Origin of the sequence: Parabacteroides sp. An277 (genome assembly GCF_002159645.1) — a bacterium.
Lineage (GTDB): Bacteria > Bacteroidota > Bacteroidia > Bacteroidales > Tannerellaceae > Parabacteroides.
Genome location: NZ_NFJB01000017.1, coordinates 16,596 through 35,738, shown reverse-complemented (window position 1 = coordinate 35,738; position 19,143 = coordinate 16,596). Strand labels below are relative to the sequence as shown.

The 19,143-nt window shown below is 50.5% G+C and carries 17 protein-coding genes; 15 read left to right on the top strand and 2 right to left on the bottom strand.

Going from position 1 to position 19,143, the window contains the following annotated elements; translation table 11 throughout:
• Positions 1-13 precede the first annotated feature (13 nt).
• The 12 genes from B5F77_RS08450 (at position 14) to rodA (ending at position 14,670) form a co-directional block, all read left to right on the top strand.
• Complete coding sequence (locus B5F77_RS08450) at positions 14-892, top strand: hypothetical protein (RefSeq protein WP_140392846.1); 879 nt, start codon at positions 14-16, stop codon at positions 890-892.
• Complete coding sequence (locus tag B5F77_RS08445) at positions 889-1,341, top strand: S24/S26 family peptidase (protein WP_087329768.1); 453 nt, start codon at positions 889-891, stop codon at positions 1,339-1,341. Before B5F77_RS08450 ends, B5F77_RS08445 begins: the two co-directional genes overlap by 4 nt.
• 388 nt (positions 1,342-1,729) lie before the next feature.
• Complete coding sequence (locus B5F77_RS08440) at positions 1,730-1,996, top strand: PqqD family protein (RefSeq protein WP_087329766.1); 267 nt, start codon at positions 1,730-1,732, stop codon at positions 1,994-1,996.
• Positions 1,993-3,111, top strand: coding sequence for a nucleotidyltransferase family protein (locus tag B5F77_RS08435; RefSeq protein WP_162607970.1), 1,119 nt, complete (start codon positions 1,993-1,995; stop codon positions 3,109-3,111). Before B5F77_RS08440 ends, B5F77_RS08435 begins: the two co-directional genes overlap by 4 nt.
• A 59-nt stretch (positions 3,112-3,170) precedes the next feature.
• Positions 3,171-4,745: an ABC transporter transmembrane domain-containing protein gene (locus B5F77_RS08430; RefSeq protein WP_239445893.1), complete on the top strand. Its 1,575-nt coding sequence runs from the start codon at positions 3,171-3,173 to the stop codon at positions 4,743-4,745.
• 341 nt (positions 4,746-5,086) lie between these two features.
• Entirely contained in the window at positions 5,087-7,189 is a 2,103-nt protein-coding gene (locus B5F77_RS08425) for a sodium:proton antiporter (RefSeq protein ID WP_087329760.1), read from the top strand.
• Between the two features lie 111 nt (positions 7,190-7,300).
• Positions 7,301-8,824 carry a bifunctional phosphoribosylaminoimidazolecarboxamide formyltransferase/IMP cyclohydrolase gene (gene purH / locus B5F77_RS08420; protein ID WP_087329758.1) on the top strand — a complete coding sequence of 508 codons (1,524 nt, stop codon included), beginning with the start codon at positions 7,301-7,303 and terminating at the stop codon, positions 8,822-8,824.
• Positions 8,825-8,925: 101 nt separating this feature from the next.
• Complete coding sequence (locus B5F77_RS08415; protein ID WP_087329756.1) at positions 8,926-9,945, top strand: rod shape-determining protein; 1,020 nt, start codon at positions 8,926-8,928, stop codon at positions 9,943-9,945.
• 69 nt (positions 9,946-10,014) lie between these two features.
• A complete protein-coding gene (gene mreC, locus B5F77_RS08410; protein WP_087329754.1) occupies positions 10,015-10,869 on the top strand; it encodes a rod shape-determining protein MreC in 855 nt (284 codons plus the stop codon).
• On the top strand, positions 10,862-11,380 hold the full coding sequence (mreD, locus tag B5F77_RS08405) for a rod shape-determining protein MreD (protein ID WP_087329752.1): 519 nt from the start codon (positions 10,862-10,864) through the stop codon (positions 11,378-11,380). The genes mreC and mreD overlap by 8 nt, the downstream gene beginning before the upstream one ends.
• Positions 11,370-13,235, top strand: a complete 1,866-nt coding sequence (mrdA, locus tag B5F77_RS08400) for a penicillin-binding protein 2 (RefSeq protein WP_087329750.1) — start codon at positions 11,370-11,372, stop codon at positions 13,233-13,235. Before mreD ends, mrdA begins: the two co-directional genes overlap by 11 nt.
• The gene (gene rodA, locus B5F77_RS08395; RefSeq protein ID WP_087329748.1) at positions 13,225-14,670 is read left to right on the top strand and encodes a rod shape-determining protein RodA; all 1,446 of its coding nucleotides are present in this window, start codon (positions 13,225-13,227) and stop codon (positions 14,668-14,670) included. Before mrdA ends, rodA begins: the two co-directional genes overlap by 11 nt.
• A gap of 149 nt (positions 14,671-14,819) precedes the next feature.
• Here the strand turns inward: rodA and B5F77_RS08390 are convergent, their stop codons facing one another.
• Both B5F77_RS08390 and B5F77_RS08385 read right to left on the bottom strand, forming a co-directional pair.
• Complete coding sequence (locus B5F77_RS08390; RefSeq protein WP_087329746.1) at positions 14,820-15,434, bottom strand: RNA polymerase sigma-70 factor; 615 nt, start codon at positions 15,432-15,434, stop codon at positions 14,820-14,822.
• Between the two features lie 3 nt (positions 15,435-15,437).
• Positions 15,438-16,433, bottom strand: coding sequence for a 2-hydroxyacid dehydrogenase (locus B5F77_RS08385; protein WP_087329744.1), 996 nt, complete (start codon positions 16,431-16,433; stop codon positions 15,438-15,440).
• Positions 16,434-16,526: 93 nt separating this feature from the next.
• On the opposite strand from B5F77_RS08385, the gene B5F77_RS08380 reads away from it, so the two are divergent.
• The 3 genes from B5F77_RS08380 (at position 16,527) to B5F77_RS08370 (ending at position 18,476) form a co-directional block, all read left to right on the top strand.
• Positions 16,527-17,066 (top strand): DUF2148 domain-containing protein, encoded by a 540-nt coding sequence (locus B5F77_RS08380; RefSeq protein WP_087329742.1) that lies wholly within the window; start codon positions 16,527-16,529, stop codon positions 17,064-17,066.
• 11 nt (positions 17,067-17,077) lie between these two features.
• Positions 17,078-18,040 carry a hypothetical protein gene (locus tag B5F77_RS08375; protein WP_239445882.1) on the top strand — a complete coding sequence of 321 codons (963 nt, stop codon included), beginning with the start codon at positions 17,078-17,080 and terminating at the stop codon, positions 18,038-18,040.
• A gap of 103 nt (positions 18,041-18,143) precedes the next feature.
• Complete coding sequence (locus B5F77_RS08370; RefSeq protein ID WP_140392845.1) at positions 18,144-18,476, top strand: hypothetical protein; 333 nt, start codon at positions 18,144-18,146, stop codon at positions 18,474-18,476.
• Positions 18,477-19,143 lie beyond the last annotated feature (667 nt).

Sequence of the window (19,143 nt, the reverse complement as noted above, 5' to 3'; positions counted from 1 at the left end):
TATGGAAAATAACATGCAAAGAAAGATATATACCGTGGCGGGACATACGTTCGCGATTGCATGTCCCGGCGGAATGGATACCACAGAGGCATTGGAACCCTACGCGCCCTTCGCGGAGGAAGAGGAGGAGGAACCCTTGTTCCAGCTCGAGGTGATGGACGGGAAGACCCTTTCCCTCGCAGAGCCGGGCGACCTGCTGCAATGCCTGGGCGACGAAGCGCCCTACCTTTGGCTCTATCAGCGGGCGGCCTCCTATGTGTTTGGATTCTCTAACCAACGGGAGCGTCCCGAATGCCTGCTGTTCGTATCGGAAGATTACCGGCGAGGGCATCTGCATCTGCTGGACAGCCCCTTGTCGTTTGCCTTGAGCAATAGCATGATGCTTCTTTATGCATTCAATACCGCTACGCGCGATACCCTTTTGGTCCATGCGTCCGTCGTCGAACAGGCGGGGGCAGGTTACCTCTTTTTGGGCAAGAGCGGAACGGGGAAGAGTACCCATGCCCGCCTTTGGTTGGCGCACATCGAGGGGAGCCGTTTGCTCAACGATGATAATCCGGTGGTACGCCTGCGGAAAGGGGAGGCGTGGGTCTATGGTTCGCCTTGGAGCGGCAAGACCTCCTGTTACCGGAACGAACGGGTACCCTTGAAGGCTATCGTACGCTTGGAACAGGCTCCCGCCAACCACTTGGCGTCGCTTCCTCTGTTGCCGGCTTATGCCTCCTTGCGAGCCTCCTGTTCCTGCATGAGTTGGGACCGGGAGATGGCAGACGGTGTGCATGGTTGCGTAGGGGAGGTTGTTCGCCGCGTCCCCTCCTTCCTCCTGCAATGTTTACCCGACGAAGCGGCGGCAAGGATTTGTTTCACGCAAATAAAAGCCCCATGCCCATGACCCTTATCCGAGAAATACCCAACCGGGAGTTGGTAGGGTATATCAAACAATTGATAGAAGCCGGAAGGCGCGTCACGTTCTGTCCCAAAGGCCAAAGCATGTGGCCCTTTATCCGGGGCGGACGGGATAATGTGATATTGACGGCTCCCGGCATCCTTCGGCGGGGCGATATCCTCTTGGCAGAGATACGTCCGGGAAGTTATGTCCTCCATCGCCTCATCCGCCAGGAAGGCGAGCAGTTGTTCTTGATGGGAGACGGGAATGTACGTGCTATCGAACCCTGTACCCAGGCGCAAGTGATAGCCAAAGTAGCGACCCTTATCCGAGACGGGCGGTATATCGACTGCGACGGGCGGGTCTTTCGTCAATACTCTTTCTGGTGGATGAAACTCGCCCCTGTCCGCCGTTATCTTTTAGGGATAGGCAGAAGAATCGGAATCAGGCCTTGAAAGTGGAAATCGGGGGTGTCCTAATGAGATAGGAGGGTGTATCATAAATAAATAAGAAAATGTTATCTGAAAGTAACTGAAAGAGGGTGTGTCGTAATGGGTATATAGCACGCAGACGACGCAGACTAAAGCGCAGATAAACGCAGATTTTTATTTTTTGCGGTAAATATCGCGTAGCCATTAAAAAAATCTGCGTTTATCTGCGCTTTAGTTCGCGTTTATCTGCGTCCTATTTCCTATTTCAATGTACTTTCCCTTTATCTTTTTCTACTTTTTCAGAAAAAATAAGGCTGCATCTTTTCGACACAGCCTCTTTCAGATAGCATTTTGACACAGCCCCCTTTTCTATTTTGACACCCCCTCACATTTTAATTAAACAGCATGACGTATGAAGATAAAGAAAGGTTTTGTCCTCCGCGAATTATGCGGAGAATACATGGTGGCCGGCGAAGGCTTGGAACAGATTAACTTCGACAAGCTCGTCCGCCTGAATGCCTCTGCCGCCTATCTCTGGCAGCAAGTGGCCGACCAAGAGTTTACGACCGATACCTTGGTGCAGTTGCTGGTCGAACGGTATGACATCCCGGCTTCGAGGGCCGAAGCGGATGTGCAAGCACTCTGTCGCGTATGGAAGCAAGAAGGACTCATCGAATGAAAGAGCAAGCGCTTTTCCTCGATTTGCTCCGCGCCGGACTTTGGGGAACCCCTCCGGACCCTTCCCTCTATCATGCGGGGACGGAATGGGGTTTCCTTCTTTCCCAAGCCCAGAAGCAGACCGTGTTAGGAATTGTGAGTGATGGGATAGGAGCTTTGCCCGAAACCCTGCGCCCCTCCGTTCCCTATTTGAGGCCCATCCAGCACCATTTGGTTCAGCTCCGGCGGAGCCATACGCGCTTAAACGAGGTGTTGCGTACGCTCGTTCCTCAGCTACAGGCCGCTTCCATCCAGCCCATCCTGTTGAAAGGGCAAGGAATCGCCCGTTGTTACCGTTATCCCGAACAGCGGCAATGCGGTGATATCGACTTGTATGTCGGACCCGCCGATTATGCAGCTGCCTGCCATATCCTGCAGCAGGCCGGCGCACGGACGGAAGACGCGCATGAAAGCCTCCAGCATTACCACGCTTCCTACCAAGGGGTGGTGGTCGAGCTACATCGCCTCGCCGCTTATGCTTTAGACCCTGCGTTGGATACGCGCATACAGCGTTGGACCCGCCACTATTTGCAGGAACAAAAAGAGACTTGCCCAGTAGGAACGATAGGAGGGACGGAGGTATTGCTCCCGCCCGTCTCTTTCGATGCCGTCTATCTGTTCTACCACTTCTTGAAACATTTCCTCGCCATAGGCATAGGATTCCGGCAGATATGCGACTGGACCCGCTACCTGCATGTCCATGCCTCCACCTTAGACCGGGAAACCTTGGCACAAGATATCCGTTACCTGCGCTTAACACGTTTCTGGAAACTGTTCGGCTGCGTGGCCGTGGATTATTTGGGATTACCCGAAGCCGAATTTCCCTTTTACGACGCGCGCTATCGGAAACAAGCCGCCCGGGTGGTCGAGTTGATATTCCGGTGCGGAAACTTCGGAAAGCATTATTTCTCGCCCGCCTCTGTCCGTCCCACCGGTTATTATGCCGGGAAATGGTATGCCTTCCGACAACGGATAACCTGGTATGCCCAGACCTTTTCCCTCGCTCCCCGCGAAGTAGGTCGGTTCGTGTTCTATTCCCTCCGACACGGATTTAAAGTCGCCCTTTTCCACCAATGAAATCCCAGCCGGCACTTCGATGGATGTTCCGCGCGACCCAAGGGATACGCTGCGCCCTTATGGGGAACATGCTCTTGGGGCTCGGGCAGGTAGTTCTTTCCCTGCTCTTTGTCTATCTGTGCAAAGTGTTGATAGATGGAGCCACCGGAGTAAAGTCGATAGATTACCCAACGTATGTCCTCCTGTTGGTAGGGTGTAGTGTAGGGCAATTAAGCAGTGCTTTCCTCCGGAATCAGCTCGTCAGCTATACCCATATCCGACTGAAAACCCAGCTCCAGGGAAGACTTTTCGCCCATCTCACCCGCCTTCCCTACCTCTCCTTGAGCCGACGGCATACCGGAGATCTGACCAACCGGTTGGAAGAAGACGTGCGCGTGATAGCCGATGCCCTCAGCCATACCATCCCCTCGTTGCTCCCTACCGGCCTCCAATTCCTGGCCGCTTGGCTCTTCCTGTTCCGGATGGACGTACACTTGGCTTATCTCATCCTGCTCATCATGCCCCTGTTCCTCTTGCTCGGGAAATTCATCACCCATCGAATGCGGAACCTGACGCGATTCATACGAGAATCCGACGGAAAAGTACAGAGTTTCCTGCAGGAAAGTCTGCAGCATGTCCTCCTTTTGCAAACGATGGAGCAGGAGGGAAAAGCGGCTACCCGCCTCGATACCCTGCAGGGCGACCTCGTGGGGAAGGTGATGCGTCGGAGCCGGTTCAGTTCCTATTCGCGCCTTTTCCTGAGTGCCGCCTTTGCGTTGAGCTACCTGACGGCTTTCCTTTGGGGCGTAGAAGGAATCCGGGACGGGCGCATTACCTTCGGCATGATGACCGCCTTCTTGCAGCTCGTCGGACAAATCCAACGGCCGCTGGTCGGGATGTGCCAGCAATTCCCCTCGCTTCTACATGCCTCTGCCTCGGTAGACCGATTGCAGGAAATCGAGGAGGCCGAAGCGGAGGAGCGCCTTGCTCCCCATCCCTTACAGGCGCCGGCCGGTATTCGCCTGGAAGCGGTCACCTTTCGTTATCCGGAAGGCAAACGAGACATATTAACCCATTTCTCCTACGACTTCCCGCCCGGTTCGCGTACCGCTATCCTGGGTGAGACCGGTGCCGGGAAAAGCACGCTCTTCCGCCTCATCCTCGCCTTGTTGTCGCCCGGAGAGGGCCATCTTTATCTCTACGATTCGATGCAACAGGTTCCCGTATCGCCCGCTACCCGCTGTAACCTGGTCTATGTACCCCAAGGGAACAGCCTGTTGAGCGGTACGATACGCAGTAATCTCCTGGTCGGAAATCCATCGGCTACAGAGGAGGAAATACGCCATGCCCTCCATACCGCCGTAGCCGATTTCGTCTATACCCTTCCCGAAGGACTCGACACGCTTTGCCAAGAGGCAGGAGGCGGACTGAGCGAAGGGCAAGCCCAGCGCATCGCCATCGCCCGCGCCCTGCTCCGGAAAGGCTCTATCCTCCTTTTTGATGAGTTCAGTTCCTCCCTCGACGAAACAACCGAACGCCTCCTGATGCAACGCCTTACCCACCATTTTCCTCACAAGACCATGCTCTTTATTACCCACCGCATGGCCATCTCCCCCTATTGCGACCGGACACTTACGTTGGTCCGCGTACCGTAACTTCCTACACGGTTCTTTCATTTAATTGGATACCGCAGGCCTCGCTCCGCTTCGACCTACGGCTACTTGAAAATTGTGCCTCTTCGAGGTACGATATAGGTAATAAAACAGTCCTCGAAGAGGACTTCTGTGCATAGCTGCTGGTCGAAGCGGAGCGAGGCCTGCAGATACAGGTGTTCCGAATGGGGTTCCCTTATGGTCTACAAGGTTACCGTTTTTTTATGAAAAAGCCGTGTAACTTCCCACTACATTTATCCCGAAAAAATAGTTTATATCGTACATTTCTGTTACTTTTGCAGCCCCAAAGAGTTCATTGGATGTAATTGTAATAGAATAAATGTATGGAGACGAATGCATTGTTGGCACCGTTGATGTTTGTGGTTATCTGTTTGGTAGTCGGTGCCATTTTGAAATCTGTATTGAAAAAGACGAATTTCCCCTATACGGTGGGATTGTTCGTGTTGGGTATCGGGCTGGGGCTTTTAGACCGCTTCGGCGTGTTGCAGGACGCGGGGATTGTAAAGCCGGCGATTGATTTTGCGGGGAATATGGACCCGGATTTGATTCTGTACATCTTCCTTCCTCTCTTGATTTTTGATGGTGCGTATGAGTTGGATTTGCACGTGTTCCGCAAGTCGTTGTTGAATTCAACCCTGTTGGCTGGTCCGGGAATGGTGATAGCGATGTTCCTGACAGGTGCCCTTCTCATGGGTATGGCCGCTATTTTCCCCGAATGCAGCGGCTGGAATTGGTCGTATGCACTCATGTTCGGCGCGTTGATTAGTGCTACCGACCCGGTAGCCGTGGTGGCACTGTTGAAGGAACTGCGGACGAGCAAACGCTTCTCGACCCTTGTGGATGCGGAGTCGATGCTCAACGATGGAACCGGTATCGTGCTGTTTATGATTTTCTTTGGCGTCTATACGGCCGGAGGAATCGTGGAATCGCCGGTATTGAACTTCCTGATTGTGGTATTCGGCGGCGTGTTGTTAGGTTGGGTCATAGCCCGGTTCACGATTTGGTTCTTATCGAAAGTCGGAGGCGATGAGGCGGTACAGAATAGTGTGATTATTGTATCGTCGTATATCACCTTTATTCTGGCCCAAAGTTTCTTGGATGTATCGGGTGTGATTGCCTTGGTCGCTTTCGGACTGACCATTTCCTATATCGGTCGTCCCCAATTGAAACCGGAAGTAAACAAATTCATGGCTTCGTTTTGGGAATTGATGGCCTATATGGCAAATACCTTAATATTCATTATCGTAGGTGTGGTAATTGCCTTGAAGGTAGACGTGACCTGGACCAGCCTGTTGCTTTTGCTGATTGTCTATGTAGGCGTAAACGTGGTCCGTATGTTTATGGTAGCGATGCTCTATCCGCTGATGAAGAAGACCGGTTACGGACTGTCCATGCGCGAGTCGTTTATCCTTTCGTGGGGCGGATTGCGCGGTGCGTTGGGGTTGACGTTAGCCCTGATGGTTTCCTATACAGTTGCTATTCCGGAAGATATCCGTCGGCAGATATTACTCTATACAGGCGGTATTGTGACACTTACCTTGGCCGTCAATGCCACTACGATGCGTTGGTTCCTCTTGAAGTTGGGATTGACCAAAGTAGCATCCGCCAAAATGCTGTTGGATTATGGCATTCGCAAACAGATTGCCGACAATACCGGCAAATATCTGGAGAAGCTGAAAAAGAAAGAGATGCTGGAAGCCTCGAACTGGCCTTTGGTCGAACAGTTCTTGCCTGAAAAGGAAGAGGCGCCCCAGGTAGCACGCCTGACGCCGGAAGATGTCCTGGCCGATGTCCGTATCCGTGTGCTGAAGAAAGAGAAGGCCATCTATTGGCGTTTGTTCGACGAAGGTATCATCTCTAATCTTTCGTTGAAAGTATTGATATCGGCCGTAGATGAGCTATACGACCGCGATGGACATGCTCCGTTGCATTACCGCAAGTGGATTTATGATTATTTCCAAGAGCCCTTCTACATGCGTTGGACGAAACAATTCGCTTGGGGACGGGAATGGTGGAGCCATCGTTCGCACGAATGGGTGATTGTCGGATATGATTTAGGACGAGGTTTTATCATCGCCCAGCGGGAAGCGTTGAAGTTGGTCGACGACTTTGCCCAATCGGCTGTGCTTTCCGATACGGAGAAAGAGTCGTTAGCTGAATTGCATGTGGAAATCAATGAGAATATAACCCGCATGAACGAAGTGTTGGAAGAGGTGGCTCAATACTATCCGGCTTCCTATCAATGTGCCGTAACGCGAAAGTCCATCCGCATGATGCTGGCGAACGAGAAACGCCAGATATCCCAGTTGGAGAGCGAGGGCGTACTGTCTTCGAAAGATGCCCAAGCGATGGAAGGAGACTTGGACGAACGCTATGCCGGGTTGACGACCTCGCACATGAACCGGCTTATCCGCGAGTTTAAGTAACGAAAGTATAAAAAGGGTGTTAAATTTTCTCCTCTTTCTTCGGGTATAGAAACGAATTGAAAATAAATCACTAATTTTGTGCCTCTAAAAAAACAGAAAGGAATAAAGAAAATGACGGCAACGAAAAAAATGAATCGAGCACTGGTTTCAGTGTTCCATAAAGATGGTTTGGATGAAATTCTGAGAAAACTTCATGAACAGGGCGTCTCTTTTGTGTCGACGGGCGGTACGAAGACGTTTATTGAATCGCTGGGAATGCCCTGCGAGGCAGTAGAAGATTTGACAGGATATCCCTCTATTTTGGGCGGACGTGTAAAAACGTTGCACCCGAAGGTGTTTGGAGGTATCTTGGCGCGTCGGGAGAATGAAGGCGACAAAGCGCAATTAGCTCAATATGAAATTCCGGAAATCGATTTGGTCATCGTGGATTTGTATCCCTTTGCCGAAACGGTGGCTTCAGGAGCCGATGAACAAGCGATTATCGAAAAGATAGATATAGGTGGCATTTCCTTAATCCGTGCAGCTGCCAAGAACTTTAAAGACGTATTGATTGTCGCATCGAAGCATCAATATGCTCCGCTTTTGAATTTGTTGAACGAGAAGGGGGCTGAATCGACCCTGGAAGACCGTAAATGGTTTGCCAAAGAGGCATTCGCCGTTTCTTCCGGTTATGATAGTGCCATCTTCAACTACTTCGACAAGCGGGAAGGTTCCTATTTCCGGGCAGCCGTAGACGAACCGATGCACCTCCGTTATGGCGAGAACCCGCACCAGTCGGGTCGTTTCTATGGTAAGTTCAACGATATGTTCGAACAATTGCATGGAAAAGAGATTTCTTACAATAATTTGTTGGACATTGATGCGGCAGTCAATTTGATTGACGAGTTCGACGAATTGACGTTTGCGGTCTTGAAGCATAACAACCCGTGTGGTGTTGCTTCCCGTTCGACGGTATTGGAAGCTTGGAAAGATGCCTTGGCAGGTGATCCGGTTTCGGCTTTCGGTGGAATCTTGATTACCAATACGACTATCAATAAAGAGGTAGCGGAAGAAATCAACAAGATTTTCTTTGAAGTCCTGATTGCTCCGGCTTACGATGCGGATGCGTTGGAGGTGTTGGAACAGAAAAAGAACCGCATCATCTTGGTTCGCAAGGAGTGTAAGACTTGCCCGATGCAGTTCCGTTCTTTGCTCAACGGCGTGTTGATGCAAGAAAAGGATTTAAGCATCCAGACAGAGGTCGATTTGGAACCGATGACGGAAAAACAACCTTCGGCACCCGAAATCGAAGACCTCTTGTTTGCCAATAAGATTGTCAAGAACAGCAAGTCGAATGCCATCACGTTGGCTAAAAACAAACAATTGTGTGCCAGTGGAATTGGCCAGACTTCGCGTGTGGATGCTTTGAAGCAGGCCATCGAAAAGGCGAAGTCGTTCAACTTCGATTTGAATGGGGCGGTGATGGCTTCGGATGCCTTCTTCCCCTTCCCGGATTGTGTGGAAATCGCAGACAAAGCGGGTATTACGGCCATTATACAGCCGGCCGGTTCGATTCGTGATGACCAATCGGTGGCTTATTGCAACGAACATGGATTGGCGATGGTAAAGACAGGCGTTCGCCATTTTAGACATTAAAAAGAAAAGTAGGGAATTTCGACAGGAAAATAAACGATAATCCGTCGGGATTCCCGTTATATTTAAGAGAAAACATAGTTCATTTACGAAATAAAGATAGCATGGGATTATTTTCATTTACTCAAGAAGTAGCGATGGATTTGGGGACGGCCAATACCATCATTACTTGTAATGGAAAGATGGTAGTCGACGAGCCCTCTATGGTCGCTTTGGATAGACGTACCGACAAGGTATTGGCTATCGGGAAAGCGGCACGCGAAATGGATGGAAAGGTACATGACAATATCCGTACCATTCGTCCGTTGCGTGAAGGTGTGATCGCCGATTTCTACGCCGCTGAGCAGATGATACGCGGTTTGATTAAGATGGCGGGCAATCGGAGCCGGTGGTTTACGCCTTCGCTGCGTATGGTGATTGGCATTCCTTCAGGAAGTACGGAGGTGGAAATCCGTGCCGTACGCGATTCAGCCGAACATGCCGGCGGACGGGATGTGTATATGATTTTTGAGCCGATGGCGGCTGCGTTGGGGATTGGCATCGATGTACAAGCGCCCGAAGGGAATATGATTGTGGATATAGGAGGCGGTACGACGGAAATCGCGGTCATTTCGTTGGGTGGTATTGTGTCGAATAAATCCATACGAATTGCGGGAGATGATTTGACGGAAGATATTGTGGAATATATGCGCCGCCAGCACAACGTGAAAGTAGGCGAGCGGACGGCCGAACAAATCAAGATTCATGTGGGTTCGGCATTGACCACCTTGCAAGACCCGCCCGAGGATTTCATCGTGCATGGCCCGAACCAAATGACTGCTTTGCCGATGGAAGTGCCGGTTTCGTATCAAGAGATTGCCCATTGTTTGGATCGTACGATATCGAAGATGGAAGCTGCTATCCTGAGTGCTTTGGAGCAGACGCCACCGGAATTGTATGCCGACATTGTACATAACGGCATTTACCTGACAGGTGGAGGCGCGTTGATGCGCGGACTGGATAAGCGATTGTCCGACAAAATGAACATTACGTTCCATGTAGCGGAAGACCCCCTGCATGCAGTCGCACGCGGTACCGGCGTAGCGTTGAAGAATATAGACAAATTTAATTTCCTGATTCGGTAAAATGTAAATCAGATAGGTTGGATATGTAGGGCATCTCCCTGATATCCAGCTTTTAGTGATGGAAAAGGTATGCGAAAATTGCTCGATTTTCTGTTAGAGAAGAAGCATTGGTTCTTGTTGATTTTGTTTGAGGTCATATCGTTTACCTTGGTTTATCGAAATAACGCTTACCAACGAAGTGTGATGATTAACTCGGCGAATTACATGTCGGGTTATGTCTTGTCGGTAGCAGGTTATGTGCAATCCTATTTAAATCTGCGTACCATCAATCGGAATTTGCAAGAGCAGAACGGGCAGATGGAGATGCAGTTATTGGATTTGCAAGAGCAAATTGAAGTCATGCAGGCCGATACGGTTTCTTTTAAGGGAAGTGTAAGCGATTCGGCACATGTCTTTCCTTTTCAGTTTGTCTTAGCCGAGGTCGTCAACAACAGCATTTCGCAATTATCCAATTACATTACCATCAACAAAGGACGCAAAGACGGAATCCGTCCGGATATGGGGGTCGTGTCCGAGGAGGGAGTAGTGGGCATTGTATCCCATGTTTCCGATCATTTCTCCGTCATCATCTCGTTGTTGAATCCCAAGTCTAAATTGAGTTGCAAAGTATTAGGAAATAATAGTTTTGGTTATTTGACATGGGATGGGCGCGATGCCGATTATGCCATCTTGGAAGAGCTCCCGCGGCATGCCGAGTTTCATAAAGGAGATACGATTGTCACGAGCGGATATTCCGCCATTTTCCCCGTAGGGCTTATTGTCGGCATAGTCGATGACTTTTATAAAGAGCGCGACGATAATTTTTACGCGTTACGTGTTCGATTGGCGACATCCTTTTCTTCGTTGCAACATGTCCGTGTGATTCGGAATGAGTACCGAGACGAACAAATCGAATTAGAAAAAGAGGCAAGGAAAAATGATTAACAAGATTGTACGGGTACTGGTATATTTCGGGATATTCGTATTGTTGCAAATTTTGGTATTGAACAACATTCACTATTTGCGCATAGCCACCCCTTTTCTGTATGTCTATTGTATACTGAAACTGCCGGTGGGGATGTCTCGCAGTAGTATTCTGATATTTTCTTTCCTTACCGGTTTGCTCATCGACATGTTTTCGAATACGCCCGGTATGCACGCGGCCGCTTGTTCGCTGGCAGGATTCCTTCGGGACCCGTTGCTTGTCTTTTTGAAAGGAGAGGATTTGCCGAAAGGATTGTATCCATCCTATCACGCGTTGGGCTATGCAGGCTTTATCCGGTATATGTTGTTGTTTGTATTGATACATCATTTGGCTTTGTTCTTGATAGAAGCCCTGACACTTTTCGATCCGCTCTTTTTATTCATACGGATAGCTGCCAGCGTGCTGACGACTTCCCTGCTGATTTGCGTAGTGGAATTATTTAATTTCGAGACCCAAAAGATTGGAGAATAAGCTTAAATATCAGTTTGAAAACCGGCGTTTCGTCATTGGGGGCGCGGTGATCGTGATTGTACTTATATTTATCGTCCGTCTGTTCTATTTGCAGATAGTCGATAACGATTATAAAGCCTGGGCAGACAGCAATGCGTTCCTGAAGCGGACGGTTTATCCGGCGCGCGGCATCATGTACGACCGTAATGGAAAATTGCTGGTCTATAACCAACCGGCTTATGACGTCATGTTGGTGATGCGCGAAATCCAGCCTTTTGATACGTTGGATTTTTGCCACATTCTCGGCATTACGAAAGAACAGTTTCTGAACCGTATCGAGGCTATCCAGAACCGTCGGTTGAATCCAGGTTATTCATCCTATACGCCGCAAGTCTTTATGACGCAGCTCTCAGCCCAAGAATGCGGCGTGTTGCAAGAGAAGCTATACAAATTCCCCGGTTTTTATGTGCAGAACCGTACCATTCGGGAGTATGCTTATCCGAATGCGGCTTTATTGTTGGGGAATGTGGGCGAGGTGAATAAACGGGATTTGGAGAAGGATAGTTATTATACGATAGGGGATAATTCCGGGCGAACCGGCATCGAAAGTTCGTATGAAAAGTACTTGCGCGGAGAGAAAGGCGTCGAGATTCTGCTCCGGGATGCGCATGGGCGGATTCAAGGGCGTTACGAAGAAGGAAAGCACGATGTGGCGCCTGTGTCGGGTAAGAATTTGAAGCTTTCGATTGATATCGAGCTACAGGCGTACGGCGAGAAGTTGATGCAGAACAAATTGGGGGGGATTGTGATGATTGAACCGGAGACGGGCGAAGTCTTGTGCATGGTATCTTCTCCTACCTACGACCCCAGTCTGCTGGTCGGGCGTATCCGGGGAAAGAATTATGCTGCTTTGCAAAAAGACCCCTTGAAACCGCTTTTCAATCGTCCGCTGATGGCACAATATCCACCCGGTTCGACCTTTAAACCGACGCAGGGATTGATTTTCTTGCAAGAGGGTGTCATTAAGGAAGATACACGTTTTACCTGTGCCCACGGTTATACCTACCGGGGAGGAAAACCAGCATGCCACGGACATCCCTCTCCATTGCCTTTGGTAGGTGCGTTGGCTACTTCCTGCAACTCCTTTTTCCCTTGGGGATTACATTACTTGTTGGACGATCGTTCGCGCTATCCGAGTGTCCAGCAGGCGTTCGACGTATGGAAAGATTACATGGTGTCGATGGGATATGGTTATCGGTTGGGCATTGATTTGCCGGGCGAGAAGCGAGGATATATTCCCAATAGCAAGGTATACGATAAGATTTACCGGGGACGCTGGAACTCCAGTACCGTCATTTCGATTGCTATCGGACAAGGCGAGATTCTGGCTACGCCGCTTCAGATATGCAATTTGGCGGCTACCATAGCCAACCGAGGTTTCTTTATTACGCCTCATGTGGTGAAAGAAATTCAGGATACCCCATTGGATTCTTTATATACGGAACGGCGTTATACAGGCGTCGATACAAAATATTATCCGCTCATTGCCGAAGGAATGCGGGGCGCTGTGGTCGGGTCGGCTTGGGGTGCCACGTGCCGTGGGGCTAATTTGCCGGATATTGAGGTGTGCGGAAAGACCGGTACCGCCGAGAATCCGCACGGAAAGGACCATTCCATTTTCATGGGATTTGCGCCTTACGAACATCCTAAAGTGGCCATTGCCGTGTTTGTCGAGAATGCCGGTTTTGGAGCCACCTATGCCGTGCCTATCGGCCGTTTGATGATGGAGAAATATCTGCGGGATTCGATTCTGCCCGAGAGCCGGCCTATCGAAGAATATATACTCAATGCTAATATTTTGCCCAATGCGTTCTAAGACAAGAGATGCCTGGAAATCGGTAGATTGGTTTACCATCCTGCTCTACATCCTGATGATTGTAGCCGGCTGGTTGAGCATTTGCGGTGCCAGCTATGAATTTGGTTCGGCAGAACTCTTGGGGACAACTGGACGTCCGGCCACGCAATTGATGTGGATGGGGATTTCGCTCTGCGTGGCATTCTCTATTTTAATGATTGAACGGGATTTCTTCGAGGTGTTTGCCTATTTGATTTATGCAGGAATCTTGTTGTTGTTGGTCGCGACCATCTTCCTGGCACCCGATATCAAAGGGTCGCATTCGTGGTTGGTATTGGGGCCGATTCGATTGCAACCGGCCGAGTTTGCGAAGTTTGCTACGGCATTGGCCGTGGCGCGTTTGATGGGAACGTATGGCTTTGTCCTTACGCGCGTCCGCAATTTTATGTGTGTCTTGGGGTTGATATTCTTGCCTATGGTGTGCATTCTCTTGCAGCGGGAGACGGGTTCGGCATTGGTCTATCTGGCTTTTTTCCTGATGCTATACCGAGAGGGCATGTCGGGCTATTTCCTTTTGGCCGGAGTCTGTGCGGTTATTTTCTTCGTGACGGGCATGAAGTATGCGGAGGTGATGGTCGGAGAGACCGCGTTAGGAACGTTGCTCGTCTTGCTCCTGATTCTCTTCATCAGTATTGTACTGGTTTCAGTAGAGTGTAAAAATAAGCTGGCGGCACGCTGGATGGCGTATGGTTCGGCTGCTGTCCTCTTGGTCGCAGGTGTAGTTTGCTATTTCTTTCCCTTCGATTTGAATGGGGTCGTATTGGGCGTCTTGGGATTGAATGTGGCCTATCTGATAGGCATGGCCATTCACCAATGGGTAGGGCGGTATGCCTTGATTGCCCTTTTCTCGTTGGCATCGATTGGATTTCTCTTTTCGGTCAACTACGTATTCAACGAGATATTGGAACCGCACCAACAGATACGTATCAAGGTCTCGTTGGGATTGGAGGATGACCCCAGCGGGGCGGGCTATAATGTGAATCAATCCAAGATAGCTATCGGTTCCGGTGGCTTGACGGGCAAAGGATTCCTTAACGGGACGCAAACCAAACTCAAGTACGTCCCGGAGCAGGATACCGACTTTATCTTCTGTACCGTAGGAGAGGAGCAGGGATTCTTGGGGACTACATCCGTCCTGATTCTGTTTGCCGTCTTCATTCTGCGGCTTATTGCGTTGGCCGAACGGCAAGATACCGTCTTTGCCCGCGTGTATGGTTATTCGGTCGCCTCTATCTTTCTGTTCCATTTGGCGATAAACATTGGGATGGTGATTGGACTGACGCCCGTCATTGGCATTCCGCTTCCTTTCTTTAGCTACGGGGGCTCTTCGCTTTTGGGCTTTACGATGCTCCTCTTTATCTTCCTCCGGCTGGATGCTTCCCGGAAGGAACGCTAAGGCTGTATGCCTAAGCTACCATTAGCTGACGTCCCCCGCACGCATTAGCTGGACACGCCCGCTCGTGTTAGCTGGATACCTTAGCACGTGTTAGCTGACCCCCTCAGCAAGTAGTAGCTGGACTCTTCAGCTAACGTTAGCTGGCTATCTCAGCAAGCCTTTGAGACCAGAAACTGGAGAACAGGCAACCAAAGCAGCAGATAGAAATCGCGCTTCGTCATTTTGCTTTTGAGGAATTTCAGGGCGAGGTACAGGTGGCTTTCAACCGTCCGGACCGGCATTTGTAATTTCTCGGCAATCTCCTTGGCTTTCCGTCCTTCGATGTAGGCGAGGAGGAACACTTCGCGGCGCTGGGCGGGGAGCAGTTCAACCAGTTCGTAGAGGCGTTGGTAGAAATCTTTCGTGAAGAGCTCGTCGAACGCCGTGCCTTCCGTCTGCAAAAGCTCCTGGCAATCGTGCAGGTATTCTTCGTATACCTCCGAACAATAGCGGTCGGCCATTTGCATCTTGCGGAAATGGTCCATGCAGCGCGTATAAACTAAACGGTACAGGTAGGCTTGGAGGCTATCGTCGGCCGAGAGGTGCGTGCGGTGTTCCCAGACGTAGAGGAACGTATCCTGCACGATGTCTTCCGCCGGTGCATCCTCGCCGATAAGGGTCAGCGCATACGCCTTCAAGCGCGGGTAGTAATGCCGGAAGAGCGTGCGGAACGTCTCCCGGTTTCCCTGCTTCAGCAAGCCTATATGTACCTTTTCGGATGGCATGGATTATTTCACTTCGTTCTTCAATGTGCGCCCGTCGGCCCAATCGCGGATGTTTTCGAGCGTGGTCGTGGCGATGTTGTGCATGGCTTCTCGCGTGAAGAAGGCTTGATGGGAGGTGATGATGACGTTGGGCATCATGAGGAGGAGTGCCAGCTTGTCGTCGTCAATCATCTTGTCGCTTCGGTCTTCGTAGAAGAAGTTCTGTTCCTCTTCGTAGACATCCAGTCCGGCCGAACCGATTTGTCCCGTGCGCAATCCTTCGATAAGGTCTTCCGTGCGGATGAGTTTGCCACGTCCGGTGTTGATAAGCATCATGCCGGGTTTCATCTTTTGGATGCTATCGCGGTTGATGAGGAACTTGTTCTCGTCGGTCAGCGGGCAATGGAGGGAGATGATGTCGCTTTCGGCATAGAGTTCGTCGAGCGAGACGAGCCGCGTCTGATGTGCTTCGGCAAAGTCGCGGTCGGGATAAGGGTCGTAGGCGATGACATTCATCCCGAAGCCGCGCAATATCTTGACCAGCTCTTTCGCAATACGTCCCAACCCGATGAGGCCGGCTGTCTTGCCATACATGTCGAAGCCCATCAATCCTTTCAGTTTGAAGTTTCCTTCTCGTGTGCGATAGACCGAACGGTAGACCTTGCGGTTGAGGCAAAGCATCAGCGTGACGGCATACTCGGCGACGGCATGAGGCGAATAGGCCGGTACGCGTACAACCGGGATGCGTCCTGCCGCCGCTTTCATGTCTACGTTGTTGAATCCCGCGCAACGGAGGGCAATCAGTTTGACGCCATACGAGGCCAGCAAGTCGACTACTTGCGCGTCGCACTCGTCATTGACGAATATGCAGACCACATCCTTTCCCATAGCCAATTGGGCTGTATGGACCGAAAGGCGGTCTTTATAATAATGTATTTCGTATGCAAGCCCGTTGCTTGCCTGGTCGAACGACTCGCGGTCGTAACTCTTCGTGTCGAAGAATGCAATTTTTATAGCCATAATCCTACCTATTTTGACTTGTTTCCTTAAAAACAATACGAAGATACAAAAAAAAGAATTATCTTTGAAAGTATTTTTAAGAACACATGCATTATGGTAACAAATGAACGGGATATACGCCAGCAATTGGTAAGGGAAGCGGCTCACCGCATGATGGTGGCTGCACGCACGGCTCCGAAAGGGAAAGGAATTGATATTGTGGAAATCGGGATGGTGACGGAGGAGGACATCGCCCGCCTCTCGGAAGAGATGAAACGTATTTCTGCCGAGACGGGACTGAAGTTTTTCCTGCGCGATGCGGAGAATATCCTCCAGGCCGATGCCATCGTCTTGGTAGGTACTCGCTCACAAACGCAGGGATTGAATTGCGGTCATTGCGGGTATGCGACTTGTGCGGCCAAGCCAGAGGCTGTCCCTTGCGCGATTAACAGTGTGGATGTCGGGATTGCGATTGGGTCTGCCTGCGCGATGGCTTCGGATATGCGGGTCGATACGCGGGTGATGTTCAGTGCCGGGTTGGCTGCCCAGCGATTGCATTTCTTGGGAGAGGAGGCACGGTGTGTCATGGCGATACCGGTCAGTGCTTCGTCCAAGAATCCTTTCTTCGACCGCAAACCGCATGAAACTAAATAAAAGGAGAGGATATGAAAAATAGGAGCATGACATTTTCCAATAAGTTGGAACTGCGCTACCATTTCAACGAGAAGACGAACTACCTCGATGCCCTGATCCGCCACCGGTGCGAGAAAGAAATCCTGACGATGATCCGCTCGCTGGCCGACATGTTCGACGTGAAGCTGACGGTTTATAGCGAACCGGCGGCCATGCCCGAGGGATACCGGGAGATTTGGGCCATCGCCGGCGAGAATCCGCGTTGCATATCGGTTATCCTGAATGTGTTGATGCAGATATTGGTGCGCCCGACGCTCTCCGTCGGTGGACAACGCCTTTCGGAACGGACCGAAGCCGACGATGCCCTGATGCAACGCGAGGTGGCCCGTTTCCGCCGCGACCTGAAGTTGCATGCAGCTGGTGTTCCGCCTCGTCTGGTTGAACTCCTCGCTTCATCCTATCGTTTCTGTAAATACAAATCGAATTTCTTTGAGGCGGTCAGAGGCTGTATGAAGGTGAAGAAGGTTTCCTTCCGCGAATTGAACGAGCACAACCGCATCCGCTCCGGATTGCTGGAAGTCCGGCGCGAACAGTTCGATTATTTCGTCTTGCGTACCGACGAATTGCCTCCGTTGGTCGACAAGAACGCTACGATAGAAATCATCTCGCCCGTCTTGAAAGATGCGCGCTACCGTTGGAAAGGCATCTACAACCGGGGCGGCGCGACTATCGATTTTTATATGCAAGACGAGGAGTTCAAGAAACAGATGATAGACGACAAGATTGCCTTTTCGAGTGGCGTGTGCATCGATTGCGTACTGGAAATCTCGCGTCGCCTCTCCGAGTTGGGCGAAGTGGTTCATACGAATTATATCGTGACTACCGTCATCCGCACCCGGTTCGACAAGATGGAAATCGTCACGCCGCAAGGCAAACGCCACCTCCGCAAGCAAGAAGCCGAACGCGAGCAGCTGACCCTCGATTTGTTTGGGTAATTTTTAAACACAAAAAAACATAGTTACGGCACGAAGCAAGGGACGATTGACTTCGTGCCGTAACTGTTTAGCAATAGCATGTCGCCTTCCAAAAACGTTGGAAATGCCATTGCGTCCACGCAAAAGGCTTCCAACCGCGTTGGAAATGGAATTGCGTCCGCACAATGGGCTTCCAACCGCGTTGGAAATGGAATTGTGTCCACGCAATGGGCTTCCAACCGCGTTGGAAATGAAATTGCGTCTACGCAACGGGCTTCCAACCGCGTTGGAAATGGAATTGCGTCCGCACAATGGGCTTCCAATTGCGTTGGAAGTGAAATTGCGTCCGCGCAATACCATTTCCAACGTTTTTCAAGCTATCATTTCGCCAAACGAATATACTACAGCACATGAAAAACCCCAGATTCCGAAGAACCTGGGGCCATCCATTCACTAATAAAACATATTGCGGGCGATTCGCATCGGCCTTATTCTCTTCTAAATAGGTCGCATCGCGGAAGACCCTGAAGGGGTCTAACTATGCTTAACCGAGGGTGATGCGAAGCGTCACCTTCGGTAGTAACACCCATCACTTCTCCGACCTCGAAGGGGTCGAACTTCCTCCGGGCTACTCTTATTCGACCCCCTTGGGGTCGGGATAGGGAGGAATTCAGTTACCGACGGTGGCACGCCACCGCCGGTTAAGCATCGTTGGACGGCTTCACCGTCCCGGTTAGTCTTCCATTTGAGATAAATGCAAAATTCTTCCCAAAATATTTGCAATTATTAGGATAAAGTTTCGTACCTTTGCCCTGTCTCCTATAAAAAGGAGGCGGACATATTGTAAAAAGGCGTTTACTTGAACGTCTTGTCTTCTTCGGTTCAAACTTCGCAACTTTGACATGTACAAGGAGACAAGGCAACGGTAGATGCCCGTGTGGATTGTATAGTTATGCTTCCTGTACTTTTTAGTGCAGGAACGCATACTACATACAATATCGGCGTGGGCTTTCTTCGTTGCTTATCCTTGTACAATAGGCAATGCGAAGGCCTGAACCGAGGGATAAGCGGGAAGTACAGTTCCCACGCTTTTTTATTTTATGCCTTTGTCTAATATATGAAGT